Below are 24,387 nucleotides of genomic sequence, written 5' to 3' on the forward strand. Positions count from 1 at the left end.
CGGTTATGCACAAACTGGCCCACTTAATTTATGGGGTGATACACAATGACAAGCCTTTCGATCCCAATTACCTATCGAAAGGGCTTGTCATTCAAGACGGTATCTGACCCCGGTGTGGATTAGTGGCGCGCCTTGGACGACACGGCGATCTGATCCAGGATGTGCTTCGGCACGGCGGCGTAGTGCTTGAACTCCATCGTGTACGTCGCCCGGCCCTGTGTCAGCGAACGTAGCGTGGTCGAGTAGCCGAACATCTCGGCCAGCGGCACCAGCGCGCGGATGATCTTGCCTCCGCCGCCAGGGATCTCGTCCATGCCCTGCACCATGCCGCGCCGCGCCGTCAGGTCGCCCATGGCGTTGCCCATGAACTCTTCCGGCGTTTCCACTTCCACCTGCATCATCGGTTCCAGCAGCACAGGATCGGCGCGCTTCATGCCGTCCTTGAAGGCCATCGAACCGGCCATGCGGAAGGCGTTCTCGTTCGAGTCGACGTCGTGGTATGAGCCGAAGGTCAGCGTCACCTTGACGTCGACCACCGGATAGCCGGCCAGCACGCCGCTGCGCAGGGTTTCCTGCACGCCCTTGTCGACCGCAGGGATGAACTCGCGCGGCACCACGCCGCCCTTGATGGCGTCGACAAACAGATAGCCCTTGCCCGGCTCCATCGGCTCCAGCGTCAGCACCACGTGGCCGTACTGCCCGCGTCCGCCGGACTGCTTGACGAACTTGCCTTCAACATCGCTGGCCATCTTCTGGATGGTTTCGCGGTACGCCACCTGCGGCTTGCCCACCGTCGCCTCGACGCTGAACTCGCGCCGCATGCGGTCCACCAGAATTTCCAGGTGCAGCTCGCCCATGCCGGACATGATGGTCTGGCCCGATTCCTCGTCGGTGTGCACGCGGAACGACGGGTCTTCCTGCGCCAGCCGGTTCAGGGCGATGCCCATCTTTTCCTGGTCGGCCTTGGTCTTCGGCTCGACCGCCTGCGAGATCACCGGTTCCGGGAAGATCATCTTTTCCAGCACGATCACGTGGTCCGGCGAGCTCAGGGTATCGCCGGTGGTCACGCCCTTCAGGCCCACCGCCGCCGCGATGTCGCCGGCGTAGACCTCCTTGATCTCCTTGCGCTCGTTGGCGTGCATCTGCAGGATGCGGCCCAGGCGCTCCTTCTGGCTCTTGGTCGGGTTGTAGACCGTGTCGCCGGAATTGACCACGCCCGAATACACGCGGAAGAAGGTCAGCTGGCCGACGAACGGGTCGGTCATGATCTTGAACGCCAGCGCCGAGAACGGATCGCTATCGCTCGGATGACGCTCGATCGGATTGTCGTCCTCATCATGACCGGCGATGGCCGGCACATCCAGCGGCGACGGCAGATACTCGACCACCGCGTCCAGCATCGCCTGCACGCCGCGGTTCTTGAAGGCGCTGCCGGCCAGCATCGGCACGATCTCGTTGCGGATGGTGCGCTGGCGCAGTCCGGCCTTGATCTCTTCTTCGGTCAGCACGCCGCCGTCCAGGTATTTCTCCAGCAGCTCGGGCGAACCTTCGGCGGCGGCCTCGACCATCTTGTCGTGCCACTCCTGCGCCAGCGCCTGCAGGTGCGCGGGGATGTCCTCGTAGGTGAACTTGACGCCCAGGCTCTCGTCGTCCCAGTTAATCGCGCGCATCTTGACCAGATCGACCACGCCGTGGAAGTTGTCCTCGGCACCCAGCGGAATCTGGATCGGAATGGCGACGCCTTTCAGCCGCGTGGCGATCTGCTCGCGCACGCGGAAGAAGTCGGCGCCGACGCGGTCCATCTTGTTGATGAAGGCGATGCGCGGCACGGCGTATTTGTTGGCCTGGCGCCAGACCGTCTCCGATTGCGGCTGCACGCCGCCCACGGCGTCGTACACCATGACGGCGCCGTCCAGCACGCGCATGGAGCGCTCGACCTCGATCGTGAAGTCGACGTGGCCGGGCGTATCGATGATGTTGATGCGGTGCTCGGCGAAATTGCCCGCCATGCCTTTCCAGAAGGCGGTGGTGGCGGCGGAGGTGATGGTGATCCCGCGTTCCTGCTCCTGCTCCATCCAGTCCATCGTCGCGGCGCCATTGTGCACCTCGCCGATTTTGTGATTGACGCCGGTATAGAACAGGATGCGCTCCGTGGTCGTGGTCTTGCCAGCGTCGATGTGGGCGCTGATGCCAATGTTGCGGTAACGCTCGATGGGTGTCTTGCGGGTCATCATTCTCTCCTTGATGCAATATGAATGCAGGAAGTCTCAAGTGTAGCGATTAATGCAAATTTCAAGAGCTGCGCTATTCCTGCCGTGCGACATGACTAGAGGCAATTAATATAGGCTGTAGAATAACTAGCAAGTTTAACTGAAAGTTCTCCATGACTGTTCCAACAAAACACGCCCTGCTTCTGTCCTTGGGCCTGGCCCCGGCTCTGGCTTTAGCCCAGTCCGCAACACTGCCGACGGCCTCCGATCTGGAACTGCGCGTCGAACGCTGCTCCGTGCTGGGCGACGCCAGCGCCCGTCTGGCCTGCTATGACGGCCTGGCCAAGGCCGGCCCCGCGCTGCAGGCGGCCGGCGGCGCGGCGGTCGGCGTGCCCGATCCCGGCAAGATCAGCAAGCTCGCCACCGCCTTGACGCTGCCCTCCAGCACCCAGCCGGCCGAGCCGCCCGCGGCGCCGGTGTTGCCGGCCAAGGTCGCCGCGATCACCACCATCCCGCCGGAAGACACCGTCTCGCGCATGGTGCAGTGGTGGGAGCTGGACCGTTCGGCCAAGCGCGGCGTGTTCAACGTCCGCCCGCACCGCGACACCTATCTGCTGCTGGCCAATTACAGCACCAGCTCCAATGATGCGCCTTTTGACGATTTCACGCCCGCCGGCGTCAAGTCCCAGCATACGGAGCTGACCTACCAGCTCAGCTTCAAGATGAAACTGATCGAACAGGTGCTCAAGACGCCGGTCGATCTGTGGTTCGGCTATACCCAGAACAGTTTCTGGCAGGCCTACAACCGCGCCGCCTCCAGCCCGTTCCGCGAAACCAACTACCAGCCTGAGCTGATGCTGACCACGCCGCTGAGCCTGAACCTGGGCAGCGCGCTCGACGTCCGCTATCTGACGCTGGGCATGGTGCACCAGTCGAACGGCCAAACGTCCACGCTGTCGCGCAGCTGGAACCGGGTGTATGCGGAGGTGGGCGCCGAGCACGGCAAACTGGGGGCGCAATTGCGCTTCTGGAAGCGGCTGGACAACGCCCGCTCGGACAACGACAACATCGACATCACCGACTACCTCGGCCATGGCGACCTGAACCTGAGCTACCGCAGCGACGGCCACACGTTCTCGCTGATGGCGCGCCGCAATTTCTCGACCCGCCACGGCGCCTTGCAGGCCGGCTGGTCGTTCCCTGTGCTGGCCAACCTGAAGGGCTATTTGCAAGCCTTCAGCGGCTATGGCCAAAGCCTGATCGACTACAACTACTCGCAGAAATCGCTCGGCGCGGGTTTCCTGGTCGACTTCTAACCGCACAACTAACCGCCCTGTCATATTCCGTTGACAGGGCGGCTTTTTCAGGTTAATTTAACCATATGGTTAAATACGAAAATCAACTGGATGCGGTCTTCACGGCGTTGGCCCACCCGGCCCGGCGCGCAATGTTGACGCGCTTGGGCCAAGGCGAGGCCACCGTGGGCGAACTTGCCCAGCCATTCGACATGTCTTTGCCGGCCATCACCAAACACCTGAAAGTGCTGGAACGAGCCAAGTTGATCAGCCGCGGCAAAAATGCCCAGTGGCGGCCCTGCCGTCTGGAAAAAGCCAGCCTTGAAACAGCATCCGGCTGGATCGAGGAGCAACGCAAGGTCTGGGAATCCCGCCTGGACCGCTTGGAAGATTACCTGCATACATTGCAAATAGAACGAGGAGAAAGAGATGACAACGAGTAAAAGCGAACGCGAATTAGTCGTAGAGCGGGAAATGCCGTTTCCCCGCGAATTGGTCTGGGAGGTCATAACCCAGACCAAGCATACCAACCAGTGGTGGGGCCCGGATGGCTTCCGCAACGAAGGCGTGACCATGGATTTCCGCGTCGGCGGCGCCTGGACCTTTGAGATGGTGGGCCCCGACGGCACCCGTTATCCCAACCACGCGGTATTCAAGGAAATCACGCCGCCGTCCAGGATGGTCTACGACCAAGGCGACGGCGAGCGAGTGTGGTTCGAGGCCTGCGTCACCCTGCAGGAAACCGGCAAGGGAACATTGATCACCATGCGTTCGCTGTTCCCCGACAAGGCATCGCGCGACGAGGTGGTCGAGAAATACGGCGCACTCGAGGGTGGCAAGCAGCACCTGGCCAATCTGGAGGCCTATCTCAGGCAAAACCTGGCTTGACTCACACGACTGGAGACTCTCAATATGTCACTCGCACTATATGGACATCCATTTTCATCGTACACACAGAAAGTGCTGATCGCGCTTTACGAAAATCAGACCCCATTCGAATTCCGTTCCATTGGGCCAGATACGCCGCAGCACATGGCCGAGTGGCAACGGCGCTGGCCGCTGCGCAAATTCCCGCTGCTGGTGGACGGCGAGCGCAACGTCGTTGAAACCAGCATCATCATCGAACACCTGCAACTCAGCCATCCCGGGCCGGTGCGCCTGCTCCCCGCGGATGCGGCGGCCGCGCTGGAAACGCGTTTTCTCGACCGTTTTTTCGACCTGCATGTCATGAGCCCCGTGCAACACGCGGTGGGCGAAGCAATGACAGGCGATGCGGCGAAGAAGGAGGAAGGGCTGGCCTACGCGGCGGGCAAGCTGGAATCGGCGTACGCATGGCTCGAAGGCCATCTCGCGGACAGGACTTGGGCTGCGGGTGCGGATTTCACGATGGCCGACTGCGCCGCAGCGCCGTCGCTGTTCTACGCGGATTGGACATTCCCGATTGCCGAACGGTTTCCGCTGCTGCGGGCTTACCGTGCGCGCTTGCTTGCACGCCCCTCGTTCGCCCGCGCGGTGGACGAGGCACGGTGGTTCCGTCCCTACTTTCCACTGGGTGCGCCGGACCGCGACTGACGCCGGCGACTATCAGCGTCCGGGCGAACCGCGCAGGATGCGCGCCGGCAGCATGACCACGGCGCGCAGCAGTTCGAACACGCCTTCGACGCCGATGCCGATCAGGCGGAACGGCAAGGTGATCAGCCAGAACAGCGGATACAGCACCAGCGCCAGCAAAGCCAGCGGCCAGCACAGGAACAGCAAAACCAGCCACAGCAGAAATCCGAACATGAGATGCTCCCGATCCAGTTGATGCGTTGTCAATGCTGTCACTGTAGTGCGGCGCTCCCCGGCGGGCAATTGGCATGCGACCAACGGCAGAAAACCGCGATCAATCGCGCGAAACGGGGAATGAATGGGGATTATTGACCGACGCAGATGATCTTGGTGATGTACTCGTGGGCGTTGGGTTTCTTCTTGGCGGCCCATTCGATCGCCTGGTTGGCTTGTTCGATGGTCAATATCGAAGCTTTTTCCTTCGATTTGATGAAGGAAACGCCTTCAAACGCGCCTTCCTTGCTGCGCATGACTTTGGCAAATACGGGTGGTTTCTGGTCGCCGTCGGCGATCTTGTTCTGCTGGATGAGGTAGCGCTGGTCGTTCTGTTCCATATATTTCTTTCTGCAAAAGACGAAATATACGCTTCAGAACGACCCGCGTGAAGAGCTTTTTTAAGCGTAGGCCGGCACGTAGCTGCCCGGTTGCAGCGCCGCTTCGTACAGGATTTCGGCGCGCAGCGAGGCTTGCAGCGATGGAATCGAACCGCCGGCGCGGTACTGGAAGCTCACTTGCAGCACGTCGCCTTCGCGCGCCTTGACCGGATTGGCCAGCGGCAGCGTCATGTAGTGGTTGAGCCAGTCGATGGTGGTGGAGCGCTCGGACACCACGGCCAAGATGTTCTTGGTGACGAAGCGCATGGCGTTGATCTCGCCGCTGCGCTCGACCACGAACTTGCCCTGCCAGGAGTAGGCCAGGTCATTCGGCTGGTTGAAGTCGATGATGCTGTACACGGCCGGCTGCGCCACTTCCACGGTGCCCGGATAAATCACATTGGTTTCCTGGAATTGCACGATGGGCGCGTAAAAGCCTTCGAAGTCGTATTCCTGCTGCAAGGGCTGGACCGCCATGATGACCGCTTCCGGCAGGAACACCGGCAGCGGGCCGCCGAAGCGCTCGATATAACGGCGCTTGAACGATTCGATCACCTCCACCTGCTTTTCGCGCAGCATGCCGACGTGGATCATCTCGCAGATGACGACATCGACCGGCTCCGGCGGCAGGTACTCGAAGGCGTCGGCATGGACCACTTCGACCTTTTCGCCGTTGGGATTGAGCGCCAGCATCTTGCGCGCCTCCTTGACCATGTCCGGATTGAACTCGACGCAATACACCTTGTCCGCCTTGGCCGCCGCGAACCACGACAGCACGCCCGTGCCGCCGCCGAGCTCCAGGACCTTGGCGCCCGGCTTGACCGCGTAGTCGATGGCCGACTTGAAGCCGTGCATACGGTTTTGGTCCATCAGCATGTTGTGATGGTAGTGGACTGGAATGAATTGCCCCAGATAGCAGCTTTCAATCTCGCGTTCGTTCAGCATGGATATCCTTGGTTGATGCGCATTGTGTCTGGAGGCAATGCACTGGATCCATTATCGTCAACAATCTTGAGCGGCCAAACCCGGAGATAAGCGCCAAAAACCCGCCAATTCGGGCCTTGTCAATTCGGCACGCCCCTAGCGCCCGGCCTTCGCGGCCAGGTGGGCATTGATGGTTTTGGCGATCCATGGCTTGTCCGCGTGGGTCGCGAACTCGGCGGCGGTCCGGTGGAAGCCGCCGTCTTTCAGGGTCGCGTCGGCGCCCTGCTCCAGCAATAATTCCACGACTTTTTCCTGGCCCTCGCGAGCGGCGATCATCAGCGGCGTCATGCCGGATGGCGATTCGGCGTCGATGTAGGCGTGGTGTTCCAGCAGGATGGTGGTGATGTCGGTGCTGCCCGCCGCTGCCGCGTAGTGCAAGGCGGCCCAGCCCTTCTGGTTCACCTGCGCGCCGCGCTTGAGCATGTCCAGCACGACCGCCTTGTTTTGACGGAAGGCCGCCATCATCAGCGCGGTATTGCCGTTGGGCGCCTTGGCTTCCAGGTCAATGGTGGGCTGGTCCATCAGCAAGGTCGCGACCCGGTACGCTTCGTAGCGCATTGCGATGATCAGCGCGGTCTCGCCGCCGGGCTCGCGCAGATTGGGGCTCAGTCCGCGCTCCAGCAATTTTTTCACGCCCGAGACGTTGTCCAGCTGCGCGGCCCGGAACAGGTCGACTTCATCCTCGGTCTGCTCGGCCGCCAGCAGCGGCATCGTCAGGGTGGCGGCCAGGGCGGCCAGCAGCAAGCGGCGTTTGGATAGATTTAGCATCAAGAGTTCACGCTACCACGTTGAATAGTTTGAAGAAATTGGCAGTCGTCTGTTCCGCGACCTGCTCCACCGGCACGCCCTTGAGCTTGGCGATGTACTCGCCGACGTGGGCCACGAAACCCGGCTCGTTCATCTTGCCGCGATGCGGCATCGGCGCCAGGTAGGGCGAATCGGTCTCGATCAGGATGCGTTCCAGCGGCACTTCCAGCGCCACCGCCTGCAAATCCTTGGCGCTCTTGAAGGTCACGATGCCGGAGAACGAGATGTAGAAACCCATCTCGATCGCCGCGCGCGCCACTTCCAGCGACTCGGTAAAGCAATGCATCACGCCGGCCACACCGCCCGCCTCCGTGCCGGCGCCCTCTTCGCGCATGATGCGTATGGTGTCCTCGCTGGCGTTGCGGGTGTGAATAATCAAAGGCTTGCGCGTGATTCTTGAAGCTTTGATGTGGGTGCGGAAGCGCTCGCGCTGCCATTCCAGGTCGCCTTGCAGGCGGAAGTAATCCAGCCCGGTCTCGCCGATGGCGATGATCTTCGGGTCGTTGGACAGCTCCACCAGCTGTTCGACGGTGGGTTCAGGCGTGTCCTCGTAATCCGGGTGCACGCCAACCGAGGCGTAGATGTGCGGATACTCGTGGGCCAGCGCCAGCACTTGTGGGAAATCCGGCAGGTCGACCGACACGCACAGCGCATGGGTGACTTTATTGTCGGCCATTTTGGCCAGGATCTCGGGCATGCGAGCAGCCAGCTCGGGGAAATTGATGTGGCAATGGGAATCGATAAACATGCCGTGATTGTAACCTAAGCGCGCCTGGCCTAGAATCGGCGTTCCCATTCACTTCAGGAGCTTGCCTGATGTTCAGCCGCCTTCCGTTTGCCCTCGCACTTGCCCTCGCACTTGCCCTTGAGCTGCCCTTGGCCGCCACCGCCGCCGACGCGCCACCCCAGCAGTTTGCCGACCTCGGCGACGTCCGGCTCGAAAGCGGCGCCGTCATCAAGGATTGCAAGCTGGGCTACCGCACCGTCGGCACGCTGAACGCGGCGCGCTCCAACGCCGTCGTCTTCCTGCCGTGGCACACCGGCAAGAGTAGCGAAGCGGTGTCGCTGCTGGGTCCCAAGGGCTTGTTCAATACCGCCGGGCACTACGTGATCGTCATCGATGCGATCGGCAACGGCGTCGCTTGCTCGCCGTCCAACAGCACGGCGCAGCACGGCACGGCCTTCCCCACCTTCAATGTGCGCGACATGGTCGAGTCCGAATATCGGCTGCTGAGCGAGAAGCTGGGCCTCAAGCACGTCCACGCCATCGTCGGCTACTCGATGGGCGCGACCCAGGCCTTCCAGTGGATGGTCAGCCATCCCGGCTACATGGACGTGGCCGTGCCGATCGCCGGCACGCCGCGCCAGACCAGCTACGACCTGCTGTTCTGGCGCACCGAGGAGGCGGCCATGCTGGCCGACCCGCAATACGCCAACGGCGAATACCAGCAAAACCCCAAGCTGGCGCTGTATCACCAGATCTTTTCACTGAATTTCGATACACCGGCCTACCGCGCGGCCAAGACCAAGCCGGCCGAAGTGGATAAATTCATCGCGGAGACGGTCGAGGACGACCCGGACGCGGCCGACGCCAACGACATGCGCTGGCAAATGCGCGCCTTCCTGGCGCAGGATATCGGCGACGATGCCGCCAAGAAGGTCAAAGCCCGGGTCCACATCATCAACCCGCGCCAGGACTTGATCGTCAATCCGGCGCCGGCGCTGGCGTTCGCGCGCCAGATCGGCGCCACGACCACGGTGCTGCAAGGCGATTGCGGCCATTCGGCGGTGACCTGCGCAAGCGACCAGATCCGCGCGGCGGTGGACCGCGCGCTCAAATAACGGTCAGCCGACGCGCTTGCCCAGGATGATCAGGTCGCGCTCGACGCCGTCCAGATTGGCCACCTTGGGCAGGTTGGCCCAGGTCTCGAACCCGAACTTGGCGAACAGGCCCAGGCTGGGCTTGTTGTGGCCGAAGATAAAGCCCAGCAAGGTGTGCACCTTGATGGCCGGCGCGTGGGCGATGGCCTGCGCAATGCAGTAGCCGCCAACGCCCTTGCCGCGCCAGGCCTCGGCCAGGTAGATCGAAATCTCCGACGTGCCCGAGTAGGCCGGACGGCCATAGAAGTTCGAATACGACATCCAGCCCAGGATTTCCGGCTGGCTGGACGTGTCGCCGGCCTGCTCGATGATCCACAGCGGGCGCTTCTCCGGCGTATGCTCGTGGAACCAGGCCAGGCGCGACTCCACCGACACCGGCTCGGTATCGGCCGTGACCTCGCGCGAGGCGATGGTGGTGTTGTAGATGGCGACGATGGCAGGCAAGTCGTCGAGCGTGGCGAGGCGATGGCGGAAAGCTGTGGTCATGTCGGAAACGGTGAGGGAGTATTTTTGAAACTAAAGCGTATGCGTGGCGCGCGAGGAACGCAGCGCCGCGCCGAGGATTTCTTCGATGCGCAGGCGGGCGCGCTGGCCGCTTTCGTCTTCCGGGAAATGCACGCCTATGCCCTGCGCCTTGTTGTTATGCGCGCCGGGCGGCGTGATCCAGGCGACTTTGCCGGCGATCGGATATTTGTTGACATCGTCCATCAGCGCCAGGATCAGGTAGATCTCGTCGCCGATTTTGTAGGGCTTCTGGGTCGGCACGAACATGCCGCCGTTCTTCAGGAAGGGCATATAGGCCGCGTACAGCGCGGCCTTCTCCTTGATGGCCAGCGACAATACCGTCGGCCGTGCCACGGCGGGCACGGTGTTCGGGTCGAGAGGGCTGGCAGCAGACATTAAATCCCTTTCAGGCGCAGCAGGCGGCGTAGTCGAGCAACATATCCTCCAGGAACAGCTTGGGCGACAGCGGATGATCGGCCGTCGCGCGGCGCTCATTGGCGCCTTTGATCGCGGCCAGCAATCGGCTGACGTGGATCTTGGCGGCCAGGCTGGCCAGTTCCTTCTGGTAACGCGGATAGTACCGGATGTTACCTGCCAGTTTGTAGGAAAACACATCATAAAGCCAGCGCTGCAACCATGAAACTTGTGCACTCAGCGGCACTTTTTGCAGTTTATCGGCAACTTTCAACGCGCCTTCCACGCTGGGGTGGGCCAGCAGCTGCAGCAATACTTCCAGATCGTCACGATTGCCGACTTCGGCCTGCGCCATGGCCGCCAGCGGCGCGCCGCCCTGCTCGCGCAGCCAGCTGTCGGCGTCCGCCACGCCTTGCGACTTCAGCCAGGCCAGCGCTTCGGCGTGGCTCGGCATCGGCAACGCGAACTTGCGGCAGCGCGACAGGATGGTCGGCAGCAGGCGGTCCAGGCTGTTGGAGGCCAGCAGGAACACCGTGCCCGGAGGCGGCTCCTCCAGCGTCTTCAGCAGCGCGTTGGAGGCCGGCATGTTCAGCGCCTCGGCCGGATACAGCACCACCACCCGCAGCCCCTGGCGGTGGGTGGAAATGTTCATGAAGTCCGCCAGGTTGCGGATCTGCTCGATCTTGATCTCTTTGGACGGCGCCTTGGTCGACTTGGCGGTCTTCCTGGCTTCGCCGTCGCCCTCTTCGCCGTCGGCGGCGGGCTCATCCTCCAACGCCTCCGGCCGCACGCGGCGGTAGTCCGGGTGGTTTTGCTGGGAGAACCAGCCGCAGGACGCGCACTGGCCGCAGGCATGGCCGTCCGGCAGCACGGCCTCGCACAGCAAGCCCTGGGCGAAGCGTTCGATGAAGTCGGACTTGCCTATCCCGGCGGCGCCATGAAACAGGATGGCGTGCGGCATGCGCTGGCGCAGCAGTTGCAGCTGCTGCCAGGACGCTTCCTGCCACGGATATATGGAATTGCTCATTGTTTGGTATTCTGTTTTAAAACAAGCGCTTATGCAATACTTTTAAAGTGCAAGCATTTCATCGAGGATGGCGGCGAGCTGGACCTGGATGTCCGCAATGGACTGGGTCGAGTCGATCACCCGGAAACGAGAGGCGAACTGGGTGGCGCGGCGCAGGTACTCGTTGCGGGTGGAGGCGAAGAAATCGGCCTTTTCCTGCTCGAACTTGTCCAGCGAGCGGGTGGCGTCCAGCCGCGCGCGCGCCACTTCCAGCGGCACGTCGAACAGCAGCGTCAGGTCCGGCTGCAGGTGCGGATGCACCCATTGCTCCAGCGCTTCCAGCTTGGCCAGGTCCATGCCGCGCCCGCCGCCCTGGTAGGCGAAGCTGGCGTCGGTGAAGCGGTCGGAAATGGCCCAGGCGCCGCGATGCAGCGCCGGCTCGATCACTTGCGCGATGTGCTCGCGGCGGCTGGCGAACATCAGCAGCGCTTCGGTTTCCAGGTGCATTTTTTCGTGCAGCACCAGTTCGCGCAGCTTCTCGCCCAGCGGCGTGCCGCCCGGTTCGCGCGAGCTGACCAGGTCGACGCCGCGCGCCTTCAGATAGTCGCCGACGAAGGCGATGTGGGTCGATTTTCCGGCGCCGTCTATGCCTTCGAACGTAATGAATTTACCGCGGTGTTGAGTCATGAATTCTCTAAAACTTATCTTTGAAACTTGTTCACTGCCCGATTGTGGTCGGTCAAATTATCGGAAAACTGGCTGGTGCCGTTGCCCTTGGAGACGAAATACAGCGCCTGCGTCTTGGCCGGCGCCAGCGCCGCCGCCAGCGACTGCACGCCGGGCAAGGCGATCGGCGTCGGCGGCAAACCGGCGCGGGTATAGGTATTGTAAGGGGTGTCGGTCTCCAGATCCGATTTGTGGATCTTGCCGTCGTACTTGTTGCCCATGCCGTAGATCACGGTCGGGTCGGTTTGCAGCAGCATGCCCAGCTTCAGGCGGTTGACGAACACGCCGGCGATCATGCCGCGCTCGGACTTTTGTCCGGTTTCCTTTTCGACGATGGAGGCCATGGTCAGCGCCTCGTACGGCGTCTTGTATGGCAGCGCCGGATCGCGCTTATCCCAGGCGTCGTTCAGGCGGGTCAGCAGCATGGCGTGCGCCTGCTTGTAGATCTGCAAATCGCTGGCGCCCTTGGCGAACAGATAGGTATCCGGGAAGAACAGCCCTTCCGGCAGCTTGTACTCGGAGCCGATGGCGCGCATCACTTCCTTGTCCGACATGGCGACCGTATCGTGCTTCATGCCCTTGTGGGCGGCGATGGCGGCCCGCATCTGGCGGAAGGTCCAGCCTTCGATGATGGTCAGCTGCTCCTGCGCGAACTCGCCGCGCACCAGCTGGTCGATCAGGCGCAGCGGCGTGGTGCCGGGCTTGAGCTCGTAGGCGCCGGCCTTCAGCTTGCCGCTCTTGTTGGTCACGCGCGCCAGCAGGTTGAACAGCAGGGGCTCGATCGGCACGCCCGCTTCGGCGATCTGCTGGCCGGCGGCGTGGGCGCCGCTGCCGGGCGCGATGGTGAATTCAATGGCTTCGATCTCGTCGCCGATGATCGGGTGCTGGGACCAGTACATAAAATAGCCGCCGCCGGCGATTGCCAGCATGATGCACAAGGTGATGATTTTTTTGATAAAAGCCATTGTTAAAGCCGTAGGGTTGGAACAAGTCGCACAGCTTGCCACTTCTTGGCACAGTCCGCCAGTGCGCGTTTTGCGCGGCATCCGACGCGATCCGTCCGACATCACTATAATGAGCCCGTAATGATAATGCTTTAATCGTCAAATTATTGGAAATTATGTCTTCTTGGAATGAACTTTTAGCTCAGCAAGCCCAGGCGCTGACCACCACCCAGCTCGCCGTGGGCTTTGTCGCCCCCATCAGCGACCAGGGCCTGATCGCGCTCGACGGCGAGGAATCGGCCAGTTTCCTGCACAACCAGCTGACCAACGACGTCGAGCACCTGGGCCTGGGCGAAGTGCGCCTGGCCGGCTACTGCTCGCCCAAGGGCCGGCTGCTGGCCTCGTTCCTGATGTGGCGTAACGCCGGCACCATCTTCCTGCAACTGCCGCGCGAGATCCAGGCGCCGGTGCAGAAACGCCTGGCGATGTTCGTGCTGCGCGCCAAGACCAAACTCAGCGACGCGAGCGAGTCGCCGGCCAATCAGGTGGTGCTGGGCCTGGGCGGCGGCATGGCCGAAGCCGCGCTGCAGAACTGGTTCGACCCGCTGCCGGCGCAACCGTTCACCAAGGTCGACCATCCGCTGGGCACGCTGATCCGCGTGGCCGATGCGTTTGGCGCGCCGCGCTACCAGTGGCTGATGTCGGCCGAAGTGGCGCAGACGGTGGCGCCCGAACTGGCGGCCAAGCTGTCGGTCGGCCGCACGGATGCCTGGCATTTGTCGGAAATCCACGCCGGCATTCCACAGATTACCAAGGCCACGCAGGAACAGTTCGTCCCGCAGATGATTAACTTCGAGCTGCTGGGCGCGGTCAATTTCAAGAAAGGCTGCTATCCCGGGCAGGAAATCGTCGCCCGCAGCCAGTATCTGGGCAAGCTCAAGCGGCGCACCACGCTGGTCAGCATCGCCGACGCGGCCGCGGCCGCTGGCGTTGAAGTGTTCGCCACCGCCGATCCCGAGCAACCATGCGGCATGGTCGTCAACGCCGCCCCCAACGGCAAAGGCGGCATCGACGCGCTGGTCGAAATGAAGCTGGCCGCCATCGAAGCGGCCTCGGTCCGTCTCGGCTCGGCCGGCGGCGCACCGCTGACCTTCCTCGACATGCCTTACGTGCTGGACCCACTCGATCTCTAGCATGGATCTCTACATTTACTATCAGGTCAAGGATGCCGATGCGGCGTCCTTGCTGGCGGCGGTCGTCCCGATGCAGGCGGCGCTGGGCGCGCGGCATGGCGTCGCGTGCCAGCTCAAGCGCCGTCCGGAAGCGAAGGACGGCAAGCAGACGTGGATGGAAGTGTATGCCGCCACGCCGGCCGGCTTCGCGTCCGCGCTGGACAAGGCCGTCGAACTGGCCGGTTTGTCCGCCTGGACCGCCGGACCGCGTCACACCGAATTGTTTATGGATTTAGTCACATGTGCCTGATCGTTTTTGCCTGGCGGGTCATCCCTGCAGTACCGCTGGTGGCGGCCGCCAACCGTGATGAGTTCTACCAGCGCGCCACCGCGCCGGCGGCCCCGTGGCCGGAACATCCTCAGATTTTCGCCGGCCGCGACTTGCAGGCCGGCGGCAGCTGGATGGGCATCACCCAGCCGGCGGCCGGCAGCAAGGCCTCGCGCTTTGCCGCCATCACCAACATCCGGGCGCCGTCCGAACACCGCGACGATGCGCCCTCGCGCGGCCACCTGGTGGCCGACTACCTGGCCGGCAACATGACGCCGCAGGAATACGTCGACGCCATCCGCGCCGACGCCGGCGCCTACAACGGCTTCAACCTGGTGCTGAGCGACGGCGACACGCTGATCTGGTTCTCCAACCGCGGCGACGACGACCCGCGCAACGGCAAGCCGCTGGAGCCTGGCGTGTACGGCCTGTCGAACGCGCTGCTGGACGCGCCCTGGCCCAAGGTGCTGAAGACCAAAGCCCAGTTCGCCAGCCTGCTGTGCCTGGGAGCGCCGGACGACGCCTACTTCGAAATGCTGGCCGACACCACGCCCGCGCCCGACCAGCGCCTGCCGGAAACCGGCGTGCCGCTGGACCTGGAACGCATGCTGTCGGCGGTGCGGATCGAAAGCCCGAGCTACGGCACCCGCACCTCCACCGTGGTCAAGCTCTACGCCGACGCACCTGCGACCTTGCAAGAGATGCTGATACACTAGCAAGCAGACCTGCTGGCGCACGGCCACCCCGGCTCGCCGCAGGCTGATCACTTGCCAAACGCCTATGCGTGTATCGCCGTTGTTGTCTGCGCTGTTGTCTGTTTCTTTCCTTGCCCTGCCGGCCGGGCAAGCCGACGCTGCCTGCGCGCCGCTGCGTTTCGGCTACACCGACCAGGCCGTACCGCCCTACTACCTGGGCGTCGGCCCGGATGAAGCCAAGCCGGCCGCCGGCGCGCTCGCCGACTTGACCCGCGAAGCGGCCGCCAGCGCCGGCTGCACCACCGTGATGGTGCGCATGCCACCGCCGCGCCTGCGCCTCAGCATGGAAAGCGGCAAGATCGACGCCACCTCGCTGTTCTCTCCCGAGGTGGTCGGCCCGTCGCCGCATATCGTCTACCCGCTCGACAAGCGTGGCAAGCCCGACCCCGCGCGCGGCCTGGCCTTGCATAGCGTAGTGTTCGTGCGCACCAGCGACGGCCTGCCCAAGAACGGCGACCCGGCGGTCGTCATGCGCGGACGTATCATCGGCTTGTCGCACGGCGCGCCGCACATCAAGGCCTTGCGCGAACGCGGCGTCGAGGTAGACCAGGGCGCCGCCAATCCCGACACCAATTTCGAAAAGCTGCGCCGCCACCGCATCGACGGCTTCGCCGTGTCGCTGGCGTCGCAGGACGACATGGACGCCACCGTGGCGGCGCGCTACGGCAAGGAGTTCACGCGACTCAACAAGCCCTTGTTCTCGACCACGGCCTGGCTGGCCCTCAACCAAACCTACTACGAGCAAAACCGCCAACAGGCCGAAGCCATCTGGCAATGGTATGGCACGCACGGTCCTGCCCGCCTGAGCGCCCTGCTCAAAAAATACGGCAACTAGCCGACACCCGCTCTATTGCGTTTATGGCCAGGGCGGCTGTAAATTGTTTGCACTCTGCTACCTTGTTGCGTAGCAAGAAATGCTAGTCTGTACTCAAACCTTAGCTGGCACAACGCGTCAGATGACAGACGGCTTCCGCCCCGTTGCGGACGGTCGGCAAAGACGCGATAAAACAATAAATCAGGTTATCGCAAAGCATTTCCAAGAACCATCAGCATTGCTTTCAATAGCTTGTTGGAGCGCTGCTTCGTCGAAGTGATGCAAGTGATCAGCTGCGCCTTTTCTCAATCTGCGTCGGTAGAGATACTCGTCATCCATTATGCAAATAAAACCATGTTGCTTCGTCGAGATTATCCATTCAAGTTGGCGATTTTCCTTACATACATGAATTTCGATCACATCTAACCACTGAACTTCATAATGATCACCGTTATTAGTGAAACTAAAACCACCCGTAAACACTTTAAGCTGCTGATAGGGCAAAACGAAGGCCACGGTAATAAAATATATTGCACCAACCAATCCAAGTATTTGGAATAAAGTAGCTGCATGAGTGAAGCCCGCATCTTCTGCAATTGCAATACTTATCCCCGCTGCGGTGCTTAAGAACACAGTTATCCAAAAGCGGATATTTTTGAAAGAGCTTATTTGCATAGTTGTGTTTATAAACGCATGGTTTCGTTTCTGCAATGGCCTTTTTTTGCCGTTTGCAAGCTGAGAGAGCGTCTGCTCACTTTTCGATCCAATATACCTCGACCTTATCTATATCCAGACCTTCAGTTTCAGGTACTTCTTGAATCTCTTCGGCGTTGATTACCGGACGTGGGAAAGGTCCCACTGCCTGCAAAAGCTCTGGAGCAAGCACGTTCGCTAAAGCGCAGGCTTTTGAGAAGGCATCATCGGGATCATCGGCACGAACAAATCCAGCGATTTCGCAGTCCTGTTCTTTACCACTTTTCATGAAGCTCCAACCCACTGCCAACACCTGCCATACGCCCATGGTTCTTCTGCACTTTCTTATTTAAATTCAAATCGGACCTATTCGCCAGGGGCCGGTAATGGCCGATTTGGGCGTCACGTCAGGATTAAATATGAGCTTTCGTCCGATGACGAAGCGCGACTTCCAACATTTCGGCGGAGGTAAGTTCTCGGCCGTCATATTCGACACCAAAGTATTGGTCAGGCCAGAAAATGAGGTCTGACACTCGGACGTCGCCAGTGTTGACGGCTAAGCACCGAATCCAGTATTCCAGAGTTGCCTCGCCTCCACGGACCGCGCAAATGGCATCAAACAACTCTAAGAGCTCCAAGTCTGAAAAGTCTTTTGGAATCGAGCCCCAATCTATCGCCAATCTCTTTGCAAATTCATTGGCAGGAATTGAGCCGAAAGCACCGAGAACATCCATTTTCCCCACAACTCGACCGAGAAGTCGAGAAATCTGATTTAGTTCGCTTGTGTACTGCTGTCCAGACTCGTGTAGGTAGTACACCGTCTCCGTCAACGGGAGCAGTTGCTGAAGCATATTTCGGTCGGCTGGGTGTTGAACTTCAAGTCTCATAAGTATGTCTGGTTATGGCCGAACTCGGATGATGGCACTCAGATTTAGTCTGACTCATCTGGTCAGATCGCAAGTACTTCCAGTAAATGACGTCGAGCCGCCTCAGCCTGGACGCGCCCTTTAACTGTGGCTGGATGCTGAATCCTATAACACCGGAATTTATCAAGAAGTTCGAACTCCCAGAGATGATCCTTGGCTATGCCATATTCTTCCCAATTGCGAAGGTTCTTACACACCTTATCTTTTCCATTAATTGGGAAAAATTCGCGCCGGACACTGACGGTGCTCGCACCGTTTGCGAAGATAATTGCGTCAGGCTTAAAGCAATCGAGTTGCACATCGAGCAACCGCTTGGAAAGCAACTTGATCGAGGAGAAGTGCTCCGACTTACTCGGATCTTTACCCTCAGAATCAATGCAGAGCAGGTTCGAATAAATGAGCCCTTCATGCCCGAATCGCGCACCTAATGTGCGCATAAAGTTGAAAAAAGTGACACCCCTATCCATTTTCTTCTTCGCCATTTGCTTGCTATAGAATACTCGATGCCTGTTGAGGGCCTCGGTAACGTACAACATAGGACCGCCCCCGCACTTGATGCGCCAGCCATCGCCACCGAACTCCCTACCTATGACCATGATTTTTCGTGCCCCCGGATCTAGAGGACCACTAACTAGAAATGGCGTAGACAGCTTTCGACTTTTTGCCACTTCATGGTCCAGAAAGCTCGGGTCTATATCCGCCAATACTTCAGCGTAGCGCTCTTCGAGTATTTTGTTCATGGTTTTTCTTAGAATTCGAAAATCTCAATGTGGCGCCCGCTTGTGGCCGATTGTACTCGTTCGCCTGGTTGACGAATCCGTCCGCTTGCTGAGGGTACCATTTATCGTTCGGCACCAAGTTCCTTCCGAACTCGCAGTTCCAAATTGGCTAAATTCTCATAAGCTTGCGATGGCATAGCGCCAGCTATATGTGTTTCGAATTCGAGAGCGATTTCAAGCAGAAGAGATGGAGTATACCAATCAATGCCACCGATCTCCGCTTCGACTTCTCTGAGCCATTGCAAGCCTTTGACTGGCAGTTCAAGTTTTCCTTCAACCACTTCCATGATCAATGAACTGGACCTGATAGCTTCAGCTAGCCGATCTTTGTCTTGCAATCGGCTCGACAGCAACATAAGTAACTCGCCAGACCGCCGAGCCAAAATCAAGCGCTCGTCGTGCGCAGCAATTCGATGTGTCGATTGATCCACTTTGGTCCTAATTGCGAAATGCTGAGTCCGTTCTTGGCCGCTAACGGAAAATTAAAAATAGAGCGAAGATCGACGAAAAAAATGCCAACAATGAAACGCACATTCCTAGTAAACCAACCACTTTTTGCTGCTCGTAGATAGCATAAAAAAGTAAGAAAAAAGGTGGCGCTCCAATTACCGCACCTATTAAAAGAACCAAACCTATAGCACCGCCCATCCTCTAAGTACTTTCATCAAAACTTAATTTACCTGCCATACGAACGTCGGCAACTGGCCGATTAGCGCTTGTTTCAGGGGCGACCGACAATAAATGCCCCGACCAATAGTAGCAACATTAGCCACAAAAGTGCTTTTGTCCGGAGCGAGGCAAGGCGGTATGCTTCGGCGAGTGACTCGCTGATAGACGGCGCGGTTAGTCGGGAAAGTCTGCGCGCAAGACCATATGCGGAGCCCTTCAACTCTTCAAATTCTAGGTATTTCGATTTATCTTCTGGCGCCCAAATGTGGTTCTCGCCTTGCCATTCGCCCGTCCTAACGGAACATTCGTTGAAGGAGCCGGAAGTACCATACCCTGATAGGAAATCGTTGAAGCCCTGCCAATCTGCGTTGCGAACCTTCGAAATGGCGCTAGCAATCCGTGCGCGCCAAAATTCTTCGCTCTCAGCATCGAGAAGAGCGATAAGCCGCTCAGTTTGGGTTAGGAACTTCGCGACATCGGACTCGGGTGGCTGCTTTTTCCTCAGTCCAAACAACTGAATCTCCTTTATGACTTACCGCGTCTTTATGATTTAGGCGACCGTCTGCTATTGGCCGACTACAGCCCATGCGCGTTCAGGGTTGGAAAGGCACGCTAGGAGGATATCCCATAGCATAAACTTCATCCCCATCATTTTTTAACACTTCAAAACCGTTTTTCGTAAAATATTTCAGGCGCTCTTCGCCATAGCAAAGCAAGATTATCCGTTTTGTTTTTCCATAACGCTGACGAACCCGTTCAATCAGCGTCTTCCCAACCCCTTGGCGCGGAATTGCCGCATACAGATAGACTAGAGTTGCGTCTCCATCATCATCTAGCCCTGGGTTAATTATCGCAAAGCCATGAGGGAGCCGTTCAACAACGTATCCATGCTCAATATTTTTCAAGATTTCACCCTGTTTACCCTCGCTGTTCGGCTCACCAAAGTCTTTAAGATGATTCTGAACAAATAGTGCAATCCCACTATCGTCCATAGCGGTGAAATCGTAAATTGTCTGCATGGAAACCCCACAATCAAATATTCATCTGCTCACGAGCGGCCGCTTCTAGCCGTTACGCGCCATGTTCACGCTTAGTTGTTGAGGCGATAGATGTCCTCAATTTCGTCTGAGGACAACTTGGTAAGGCTATCTCTAACTTCCTGCAATAACGCCGATGCAGGGAAATGTAAGGTGATAATTTCTCCTCCAGGCCGTTCGACTGTAGTCCGGTAATCGTAGGGTAAGTCGCATTCCTCGCACAGGTAGTCTTCGATGAAGTCAGCCAACTCATAATCGCCCACAACGACGACGACATGCTCATCGTTGTGCAGTCCGATTTCAATATGGGGCAGAACCTGCTTCATCTCTTTTCCTACAAATTTATATAAAAACGCCGCTGATGACCGGCGGCTTCTGGCCGAACGCAGCCGACTGCGGCCAGGATAGCACCTTGCTCATACGTAAGGCTCACGCTTTGTCAGCTAGACTGACGTCGCCCTAAAGCCGTCATTCAGGTACTTTAGCGACATCAACCAGGCTCTGATTGGCGCAAAACTCAGCTATGTGCAGGCACCGTAAAGTCGATAGATAACAATCCATACACGTGTTGGTCAACAAACACCCCATTCAGATACTCCTCCTGCCGCAGGATTCCTTCACGCACGAATCCTAATCGCTCCGCAACTCGTTGGCTAGGTTCATTCCCGGCGGCGAATCGGAGTTCAATTCTGTTGAACTTCAATTGTCCAAAGCAGTGGGTGAGGACGGCACGCACGGCTGAAGTAACAATCCCTCTGCCTGAAAATTTAAGCGCTATGTAGTAACCGATTTTTGCCTTCCTGTCCCTTTCATCAATATCTTTGAGCCGGATGGCGCCACATAGGGTTTCGTTTACGAAGATATGCCACTCGAATATTTCACCAGTAGAAGCTTGTTCGACAGCGGCCAATAGATGAGCCCTGGCTGCTTCAACGGAAGACAAACCTGATAACGCAGGCAGATATTTACAAAGGTGTTCAGCATTTTCCTGCACCAGCAATGCCAGCGCCTCCGCATGCTCTACAACGACCGGAACGATAGAAATTCCAGTGTTGGATTTTAAAGGTATCAGTTGCATATTTGACAAATTTTAGGCTAATTGGAAGGTCCGCTGTTGGCCGGATTCAGCCGCAAGGTGAAGCTTCGGCCACGACTACGCGCGACACTACATCAAAAATTCACAAATACTCGCCCGGCCTTACGTTGGCCGCAGCGAGCACCGGCCGTTTATGGCTTCACGAACTTGAGCGTCATGCGGTCGCTCTCGCCGATGGCCTGGTACTTGTCGCGATCAAGTGCGGCGTTGGTCAGGGTCGGAGGCAGCGCCCACACGCCGCCCTTGTGGTCGGCCTTGTCCTTCGGATTGGCGTTGATCTCGGATTTGCCGGCCAGCTTGAAGCCGGCGCTCTCGGCCATCTTGATTACATACGACTCGTGGACGTAGCCGCTCGTGGCCGTGGCATCTTGCGGCGTGGATTCTGGCAGGCGGTGGTCAGTCACGCCCAGCACGCCGCCGGGCTTCATGCTGGTGTACAGCGCCTTGAACATGTCCTTGACCTTATCGTCGCCCAGCTCGACGAAGTTGTGCACGTTGCGGAAGGTGAGCACCATGTCGACGCTGTTTGCTGGGGCGAAGTTGTAGATGGCCTTTGGCGGATTGAAGGCGGCCCGCACGACCTTGTCATAGACCGCCGGGTTGGACTCCAGCAAGGTCCTGGATATGGGGCCGGCGCTGATCAGCTTGCCGTCCTGGCGCAGGTAGGACGCCAGGATTTCAGTGTACCAGCCGCCTTCCGGCATCAATTCGACCACCGTCATGGTCGGCTTGATGCCGAAGAAAGTGAGCGTTTCGTAAGGATGGCGCCAAGTATCGCGCGCCACGTTGGTGCTACTCCGGTGGCTGCCTGCGATGGCCGTGCGCAGCTGGGCATCGGCGGCCGCATCGGCGGCCTGCGTGAGGCCGGCCAAGCTGCACGCCAGCAAGCCGGCGGCCAGGATGAATGTCTTCATTGTGTCGTCTCCAGGATCGATGGCAACGGCGTCATGCCGTGCCGCCCGGCAATCATCGACCATGCCCTACTTGTCGTCAAGTTAATATTTTCGCGAATCAAATGCCTTCGCGAGGAGACTGCCGATAAAAGCTGGGCACATCCCCAGCACCTTTTGTCGGCTTTTGAAAAGATCGGTCCGGCAATCAGCGCCACTTCGATCAGGCACAGCGGCAAGACAAAGATCGCCCCCCGAAAGTGAGGCTCACCAAGACGCAAGCGAGAAAATAGGCCGTGAAGGCGGGCGCTATTGTTACCGCTGCTTCATGTAGGCGACCAGCTGGTCGAGGGCCTTGCCCCAGCCCTCCTGGAAGCCCATCTGCTTGTGGGCTTCGACGGTGGCTTCGTCCTTGTGGCGGGCGCAGGCGATGTAGCGGGTGCCGCCGTTGGGCAGCGGCTCCATCGTCACCACGGCGGTGATGAAGGCGTTGCCGGTCGGGCGATAGCCGGGGCCCAGCGCATCGGTCCACGTTAGGCGGCGGTTTTCCACGACTTCCAGATAGCAGCCGCGATTGTCGTGGCGCTCGCCGTTCGGCCCGGCCATCACGGAGCTGAACAGGCCGCCGGGACGCAGGTCGCAATGCGCTTCCAGCGTTTTCCACGGCGACGGCGTGAACCAGTTCACCAGATGCTCCGGCTTGGTCCAGGCGGCCCACACCAGCTCCGGCGCGATGTCGATGTCGCGCTCAAATACCAGGTCCAGCTTGGGATCGAAATTCTCTACGATGTGCGTCATGGCTGTGCTCCTTAAAAGGTGTACTGCATGTTGATGTGGGCGATGCCGGCCTCGAAGAATTCGTCGCCGTCGATGGCGAAGCCGTGGCGCTCGTAGAACGGCGCGGCGTGCGATTGCGCGCTCAGCACCACCTGCTTGTCGCCACGGGCGCGGGCCTGCGCCATCAACACTTGCAGCAAGGCGCCGCCGACGCCGGAGCCGCGCGCGACCTGGCGCACCGCCATGCGGCCGATGTGGCCGTCCGGCAGCAGGCGGCCAGTGCCGACCGGCGTGCCGCCTGCATCGTAGGCCACCGCGTGCAGGCAGACAGCGTCCATGTGGTCCATTTCCAGTTCGGCGGGGACCTTCTGTTCTTCGACGAAGACTTCAAAGCGTATCAGCTTGGCGTCGGCGTTGAGGGCGCTCCAGTCTCCGGTGCGGATGTCGTGCTTGGCGGGGTAGTTCATCGGCGTGCAGGCTAGTTGGGGGAAGCAGGATTGTCGCATGCAAGATGCCGCTCAAGGAAGTCCACGCACACGCGCACCTTGGCCGAACTGGCCAGCCGTTGCGGATACACGGCCCAGACGTTGGCGTCCTGCGTGTACTGCGGCAGCACCTGCACCAGGTCGCCGCGCTCCAGGTGCGGCTGCGCATCCCAGCGCGAGCGCAGCACGATGCCGGCGCCCGCCACCGCCCATTGCAGCGCGATCTCGCCGTGGTTGGACGACAGCGGCCCCGTCACCTTCACCGCGATCTCCTCCAGCGCGCCGCCGCGCAAGCGCCACACGCCGAACGGCATGTCGCGCTCCTTGATCGCCAGGCAGTCATGGCCGGCCAATTCCTGAAGCGTGCGCGGCGTTCCGCGCCGCTCAAGATACGACGGCGCGGCGCACAGGATGCGGTGGTTGTCCATCAGCCGGCGCGCGATCAGGTGCGGTGCGATGTCGTCGCCGACGCGGATATCCAGGTCGAAGCCCTCGCTGACGATATCGACCAGCCGGTCGAACACCTCCAGCCGGACCTCCAGCGACGGATGGGCCTTGAGCAGGCCGGCAATCGCCGGCGCCACCACGTTGCGGCCGAAGCCGAAGCTGCTACTGACGCGCAGCAGTCCGCGCGGCACGCCCTTGCGCTCGGCGACGTCGTCGAACAGACTGTCGAGGCTTTCCAGTATCGTCAGCGCGCGGGCATGGACCTGCTCGCCATCTTCGCTGAGCACCACCCGCCGCGTGGTCCGGTGGAACAGCCGCACGCCCAGCGCGTCCTCCAGTATGCCGATACGCTTGCTGACGTACGCTGGAGACATGCCCAGCGTCTCTGCGGCGCCGGCAAAGCTGGACTTGCGCGCCACCGCCACCAGCACCCGCAGATCATCGTTCTCTATTTTATTATTCACGATTCGTGTTTTATGGATTCACATTTCAACACATTCTAAACGAAGCGGATCGCGCTATCCTTCACCTCAAGGAGAACGCC

General features: G+C 59.9%; 33 protein-coding genes. 9 read left to right on the forward strand and 24 right to left on the reverse strand.

The window, feature by feature from the left end; genetic code table 11:
* Positions 1-119 precede the first annotated feature (119 nt).
* Entirely contained in the window at positions 120-2,231 is a 2,112-nt protein-coding gene (gene fusA / locus RUGAMON1_RS12325; RefSeq protein ID WP_445230785.1) for an elongation factor G, read from the reverse strand.
* A gap of 152 nt (positions 2,232-2,383) precedes the next feature.
* On the opposite strand from fusA, the gene RUGAMON1_RS12330 reads away from it, so the two are divergent.
* The 4 genes from RUGAMON1_RS12330 to RUGAMON1_RS12345 all read left to right on the forward strand — a co-directional run bounded on the left by RUGAMON1_RS12330 (position 2,384) and on the right by RUGAMON1_RS12345 (position 5,077).
* A complete protein-coding gene (locus RUGAMON1_RS12330; RefSeq protein WP_445230786.1) occupies positions 2,384-3,526 on the forward strand; it encodes a phospholipase A in 1,143 nt (380 codons plus the stop codon).
* A gap of 65 nt (positions 3,527-3,591) precedes the next feature.
* The gene (locus tag RUGAMON1_RS12335; RefSeq protein ID WP_445230787.1) at positions 3,592-3,948 is read left to right on the forward strand and encodes an ArsR/SmtB family transcription factor; all 357 of its coding nucleotides are present in this window, start codon (positions 3,592-3,594) and stop codon (positions 3,946-3,948) included.
* Positions 3,935-4,393, forward strand: a complete 459-nt coding sequence (locus RUGAMON1_RS12340) for an SRPBCC domain-containing protein (RefSeq protein WP_445230788.1) — start codon at positions 3,935-3,937, stop codon at positions 4,391-4,393. Before RUGAMON1_RS12335 ends, RUGAMON1_RS12340 begins: the two co-directional genes overlap by 14 nt.
* A 24-nt stretch (positions 4,394-4,417) precedes the next feature.
* Positions 4,418-5,077, forward strand: coding sequence for a glutathione S-transferase family protein (locus RUGAMON1_RS12345; RefSeq protein ID WP_445230789.1), 660 nt, complete (start codon positions 4,418-4,420; stop codon positions 5,075-5,077).
* 12 nt (positions 5,078-5,089) lie between these two features.
* Here the strand turns inward: RUGAMON1_RS12345 and RUGAMON1_RS12350 are convergent, their stop codons facing one another.
* The 5 genes from RUGAMON1_RS12350 to RUGAMON1_RS12370 all read right to left on the reverse strand — a co-directional run bounded on the left by RUGAMON1_RS12350 (position 5,090) and on the right by RUGAMON1_RS12370 (position 8,248).
* A complete protein-coding gene (locus RUGAMON1_RS12350; RefSeq protein ID WP_020703231.1) occupies positions 5,090-5,290 on the reverse strand; it encodes a hypothetical protein in 201 nt (66 codons plus the stop codon).
* A gap of 131 nt (positions 5,291-5,421) precedes the next feature.
* Positions 5,422-5,670 (reverse strand): hypothetical protein, encoded by a 249-nt coding sequence (locus RUGAMON1_RS12355; RefSeq protein ID WP_217945244.1) that lies wholly within the window; start codon positions 5,668-5,670, stop codon positions 5,422-5,424.
* Positions 5,671-5,730: 60 nt separating this feature from the next.
* The gene (locus RUGAMON1_RS12360) at positions 5,731-6,654 is read right to left on the reverse strand and encodes a class I SAM-dependent methyltransferase (RefSeq protein WP_445230790.1); all 924 of its coding nucleotides are present in this window, start codon (positions 6,652-6,654) and stop codon (positions 5,731-5,733) included.
* A gap of 135 nt (positions 6,655-6,789) precedes the next feature.
* On the reverse strand, positions 6,790-7,461 hold the full coding sequence (locus RUGAMON1_RS12365; protein ID WP_445230791.1) for an ankyrin repeat domain-containing protein: 672 nt from the start codon (positions 7,459-7,461) through the stop codon (positions 6,790-6,792).
* Between the two features lie 7 nt (positions 7,462-7,468).
* Positions 7,469-8,248, reverse strand: coding sequence for a TatD family hydrolase (locus tag RUGAMON1_RS12370; protein ID WP_332852249.1), 780 nt, complete (start codon positions 8,246-8,248; stop codon positions 7,469-7,471).
* A gap of 128 nt (positions 8,249-8,376) precedes the next feature.
* On the opposite strand from RUGAMON1_RS12370, the gene RUGAMON1_RS12375 reads away from it, so the two are divergent.
* The gene (locus RUGAMON1_RS12375; protein ID WP_445230792.1) at positions 8,377-9,342 is read left to right on the forward strand and encodes an alpha/beta fold hydrolase; all 966 of its coding nucleotides are present in this window, start codon (positions 8,377-8,379) and stop codon (positions 9,340-9,342) included.
* A 3-nt stretch (positions 9,343-9,345) separates the two neighbouring features.
* On the opposite strand, the gene RUGAMON1_RS12380 is transcribed toward RUGAMON1_RS12375, so the two are convergent.
* The 5 genes from RUGAMON1_RS12380 to mltG are packed head-to-tail and all read right to left on the reverse strand — an operon-like array spanning position 9,346 to position 12,996.
* Positions 9,346-9,867: a GNAT family N-acetyltransferase gene (locus RUGAMON1_RS12380; RefSeq protein WP_445230793.1), complete on the reverse strand. Its 522-nt coding sequence runs from the start codon at positions 9,865-9,867 to the stop codon at positions 9,346-9,348.
* 30 nt (positions 9,868-9,897) lie between these two features.
* Positions 9,898-10,281, reverse strand: a complete 384-nt coding sequence (locus tag RUGAMON1_RS12385; RefSeq protein ID WP_036622204.1) for a PilZ domain-containing protein — start codon at positions 10,279-10,281, stop codon at positions 9,898-9,900.
* Between the two features lie 10 nt (positions 10,282-10,291).
* Complete coding sequence (locus tag RUGAMON1_RS12390; RefSeq protein WP_445230794.1) at positions 10,292-11,326, reverse strand: DNA polymerase III subunit delta'; 1,035 nt, start codon at positions 11,324-11,326, stop codon at positions 10,292-10,294.
* A gap of 42 nt (positions 11,327-11,368) precedes the next feature.
* Entirely contained in the window at positions 11,369-11,992 is a 624-nt protein-coding gene (gene tmk / locus RUGAMON1_RS12395) for a dTMP kinase (RefSeq protein ID WP_445230795.1), read from the reverse strand.
* A gap of 14 nt (positions 11,993-12,006) precedes the next feature.
* Entirely contained in the window at positions 12,007-12,996 is a 990-nt protein-coding gene (mltG, locus tag RUGAMON1_RS12400) for an endolytic transglycosylase MltG (RefSeq protein WP_445230796.1), read from the reverse strand.
* A 155-nt stretch (positions 12,997-13,151) separates the two neighbouring features.
* On the opposite strand from mltG, the gene ygfZ reads away from it, so the two are divergent.
* From ygfZ to RUGAMON1_RS12420, 4 genes are all read left to right on the forward strand, one after another.
* Complete coding sequence (gene ygfZ, locus RUGAMON1_RS12405; RefSeq protein WP_445230797.1) at positions 13,152-14,168, forward strand: CAF17-like 4Fe-4S cluster assembly/insertion protein YgfZ; 1,017 nt, start codon at positions 13,152-13,154, stop codon at positions 14,166-14,168.
* Position 14,169: 1 nt separating this feature from the next.
* Entirely contained in the window at positions 14,170-14,457 is a 288-nt protein-coding gene (locus RUGAMON1_RS12410; protein ID WP_445230798.1) for a DUF4936 family protein, read from the forward strand.
* Positions 14,448-15,191 carry an NRDE family protein gene (locus RUGAMON1_RS12415; RefSeq protein WP_445230799.1) on the forward strand — a complete coding sequence of 248 codons (744 nt, stop codon included), beginning with the start codon at positions 14,448-14,450 and terminating at the stop codon, positions 15,189-15,191. The genes RUGAMON1_RS12410 and RUGAMON1_RS12415 overlap by 10 nt, the downstream gene beginning before the upstream one ends.
* 94 nt (positions 15,192-15,285) lie before the next feature.
* Positions 15,286-16,065 carry a transporter substrate-binding domain-containing protein gene (locus tag RUGAMON1_RS12420; protein WP_445230800.1) on the forward strand — a complete coding sequence of 260 codons (780 nt, stop codon included), beginning with the start codon at positions 15,286-15,288 and terminating at the stop codon, positions 16,063-16,065.
* 180 nt (positions 16,066-16,245) lie between these two features.
* Here the strand turns inward: RUGAMON1_RS12420 and RUGAMON1_RS12425 are convergent, their stop codons facing one another.
* From RUGAMON1_RS12425 to RUGAMON1_RS12485, 13 genes are all read right to left on the reverse strand, one after another.
* Positions 16,246-16,677 (reverse strand): hypothetical protein, encoded by a 432-nt coding sequence (locus RUGAMON1_RS12425; protein WP_445230801.1) that lies wholly within the window; start codon positions 16,675-16,677, stop codon positions 16,246-16,248.
* Between the two features lie 118 nt (positions 16,678-16,795).
* On the reverse strand, positions 16,796-17,026 hold the full coding sequence (locus tag RUGAMON1_RS12430; protein ID WP_445230802.1) for a hypothetical protein: 231 nt from the start codon (positions 17,024-17,026) through the stop codon (positions 16,796-16,798).
* A 124-nt stretch (positions 17,027-17,150) separates the two neighbouring features.
* The gene (locus RUGAMON1_RS12435) at positions 17,151-17,588 is read right to left on the reverse strand and encodes a hypothetical protein (protein WP_445230803.1); all 438 of its coding nucleotides are present in this window, start codon (positions 17,586-17,588) and stop codon (positions 17,151-17,153) included.
* A 98-nt stretch (positions 17,589-17,686) separates the two neighbouring features.
* Positions 17,687-18,403, reverse strand: a complete 717-nt coding sequence (locus tag RUGAMON1_RS12440) for a hypothetical protein (protein WP_445230804.1) — start codon at positions 18,401-18,403, stop codon at positions 17,687-17,689.
* A 101-nt stretch (positions 18,404-18,504) separates the two neighbouring features.
* Entirely contained in the window at positions 18,505-18,798 is a 294-nt protein-coding gene (locus tag RUGAMON1_RS12445; protein WP_445230805.1) for a hypothetical protein, read from the reverse strand.
* A gap of 365 nt (positions 18,799-19,163) precedes the next feature.
* Entirely contained in the window at positions 19,164-19,625 is a 462-nt protein-coding gene (locus RUGAMON1_RS12450) for a hypothetical protein (RefSeq protein ID WP_445230806.1), read from the reverse strand.
* Positions 19,626-19,704: 79 nt separating this feature from the next.
* On the reverse strand, positions 19,705-20,130 hold the full coding sequence (locus tag RUGAMON1_RS12455) for a hypothetical protein (protein ID WP_445230807.1): 426 nt from the start codon (positions 20,128-20,130) through the stop codon (positions 19,705-19,707).
* 71 nt (positions 20,131-20,201) lie between these two features.
* A complete protein-coding gene (locus RUGAMON1_RS12460) occupies positions 20,202-20,474 on the reverse strand; it encodes a hypothetical protein (RefSeq protein ID WP_445230808.1) in 273 nt (90 codons plus the stop codon).
* 191 nt (positions 20,475-20,665) lie between these two features.
* Entirely contained in the window at positions 20,666-21,226 is a 561-nt protein-coding gene (locus tag RUGAMON1_RS12465; RefSeq protein WP_445230809.1) for a GNAT family N-acetyltransferase, read from the reverse strand.
* Between the two features lie 149 nt (positions 21,227-21,375).
* Positions 21,376-22,158, reverse strand: coding sequence for a class I SAM-dependent methyltransferase (locus tag RUGAMON1_RS12470; protein ID WP_445230810.1), 783 nt, complete (start codon positions 22,156-22,158; stop codon positions 21,376-21,378).
* 291 nt (positions 22,159-22,449) lie between these two features.
* Entirely contained in the window at positions 22,450-22,932 is a 483-nt protein-coding gene (locus tag RUGAMON1_RS12475; RefSeq protein ID WP_445230811.1) for an SRPBCC family protein, read from the reverse strand.
* An 11-nt stretch (positions 22,933-22,943) separates the two neighbouring features.
* Entirely contained in the window at positions 22,944-23,417 is a 474-nt protein-coding gene (locus tag RUGAMON1_RS12480) for a GNAT family N-acetyltransferase (protein ID WP_445230812.1), read from the reverse strand.
* The gene (locus RUGAMON1_RS12485; RefSeq protein WP_445230813.1) at positions 23,390-24,307 is read right to left on the reverse strand and encodes a LysR substrate-binding domain-containing protein; all 918 of its coding nucleotides are present in this window, start codon (positions 24,305-24,307) and stop codon (positions 23,390-23,392) included. Before RUGAMON1_RS12485 ends, RUGAMON1_RS12480 begins: the two co-directional genes overlap by 28 nt.
* Between the last annotated feature and the right edge of the window lie 80 nt (positions 24,308-24,387).

This window comes from Duganella rhizosphaerae (assembly GCF_040364205.1).
Lineage (GTDB): Bacteria > Pseudomonadota > Gammaproteobacteria > Burkholderiales > Burkholderiaceae_D > Rugamonas > Rugamonas rhizosphaerae.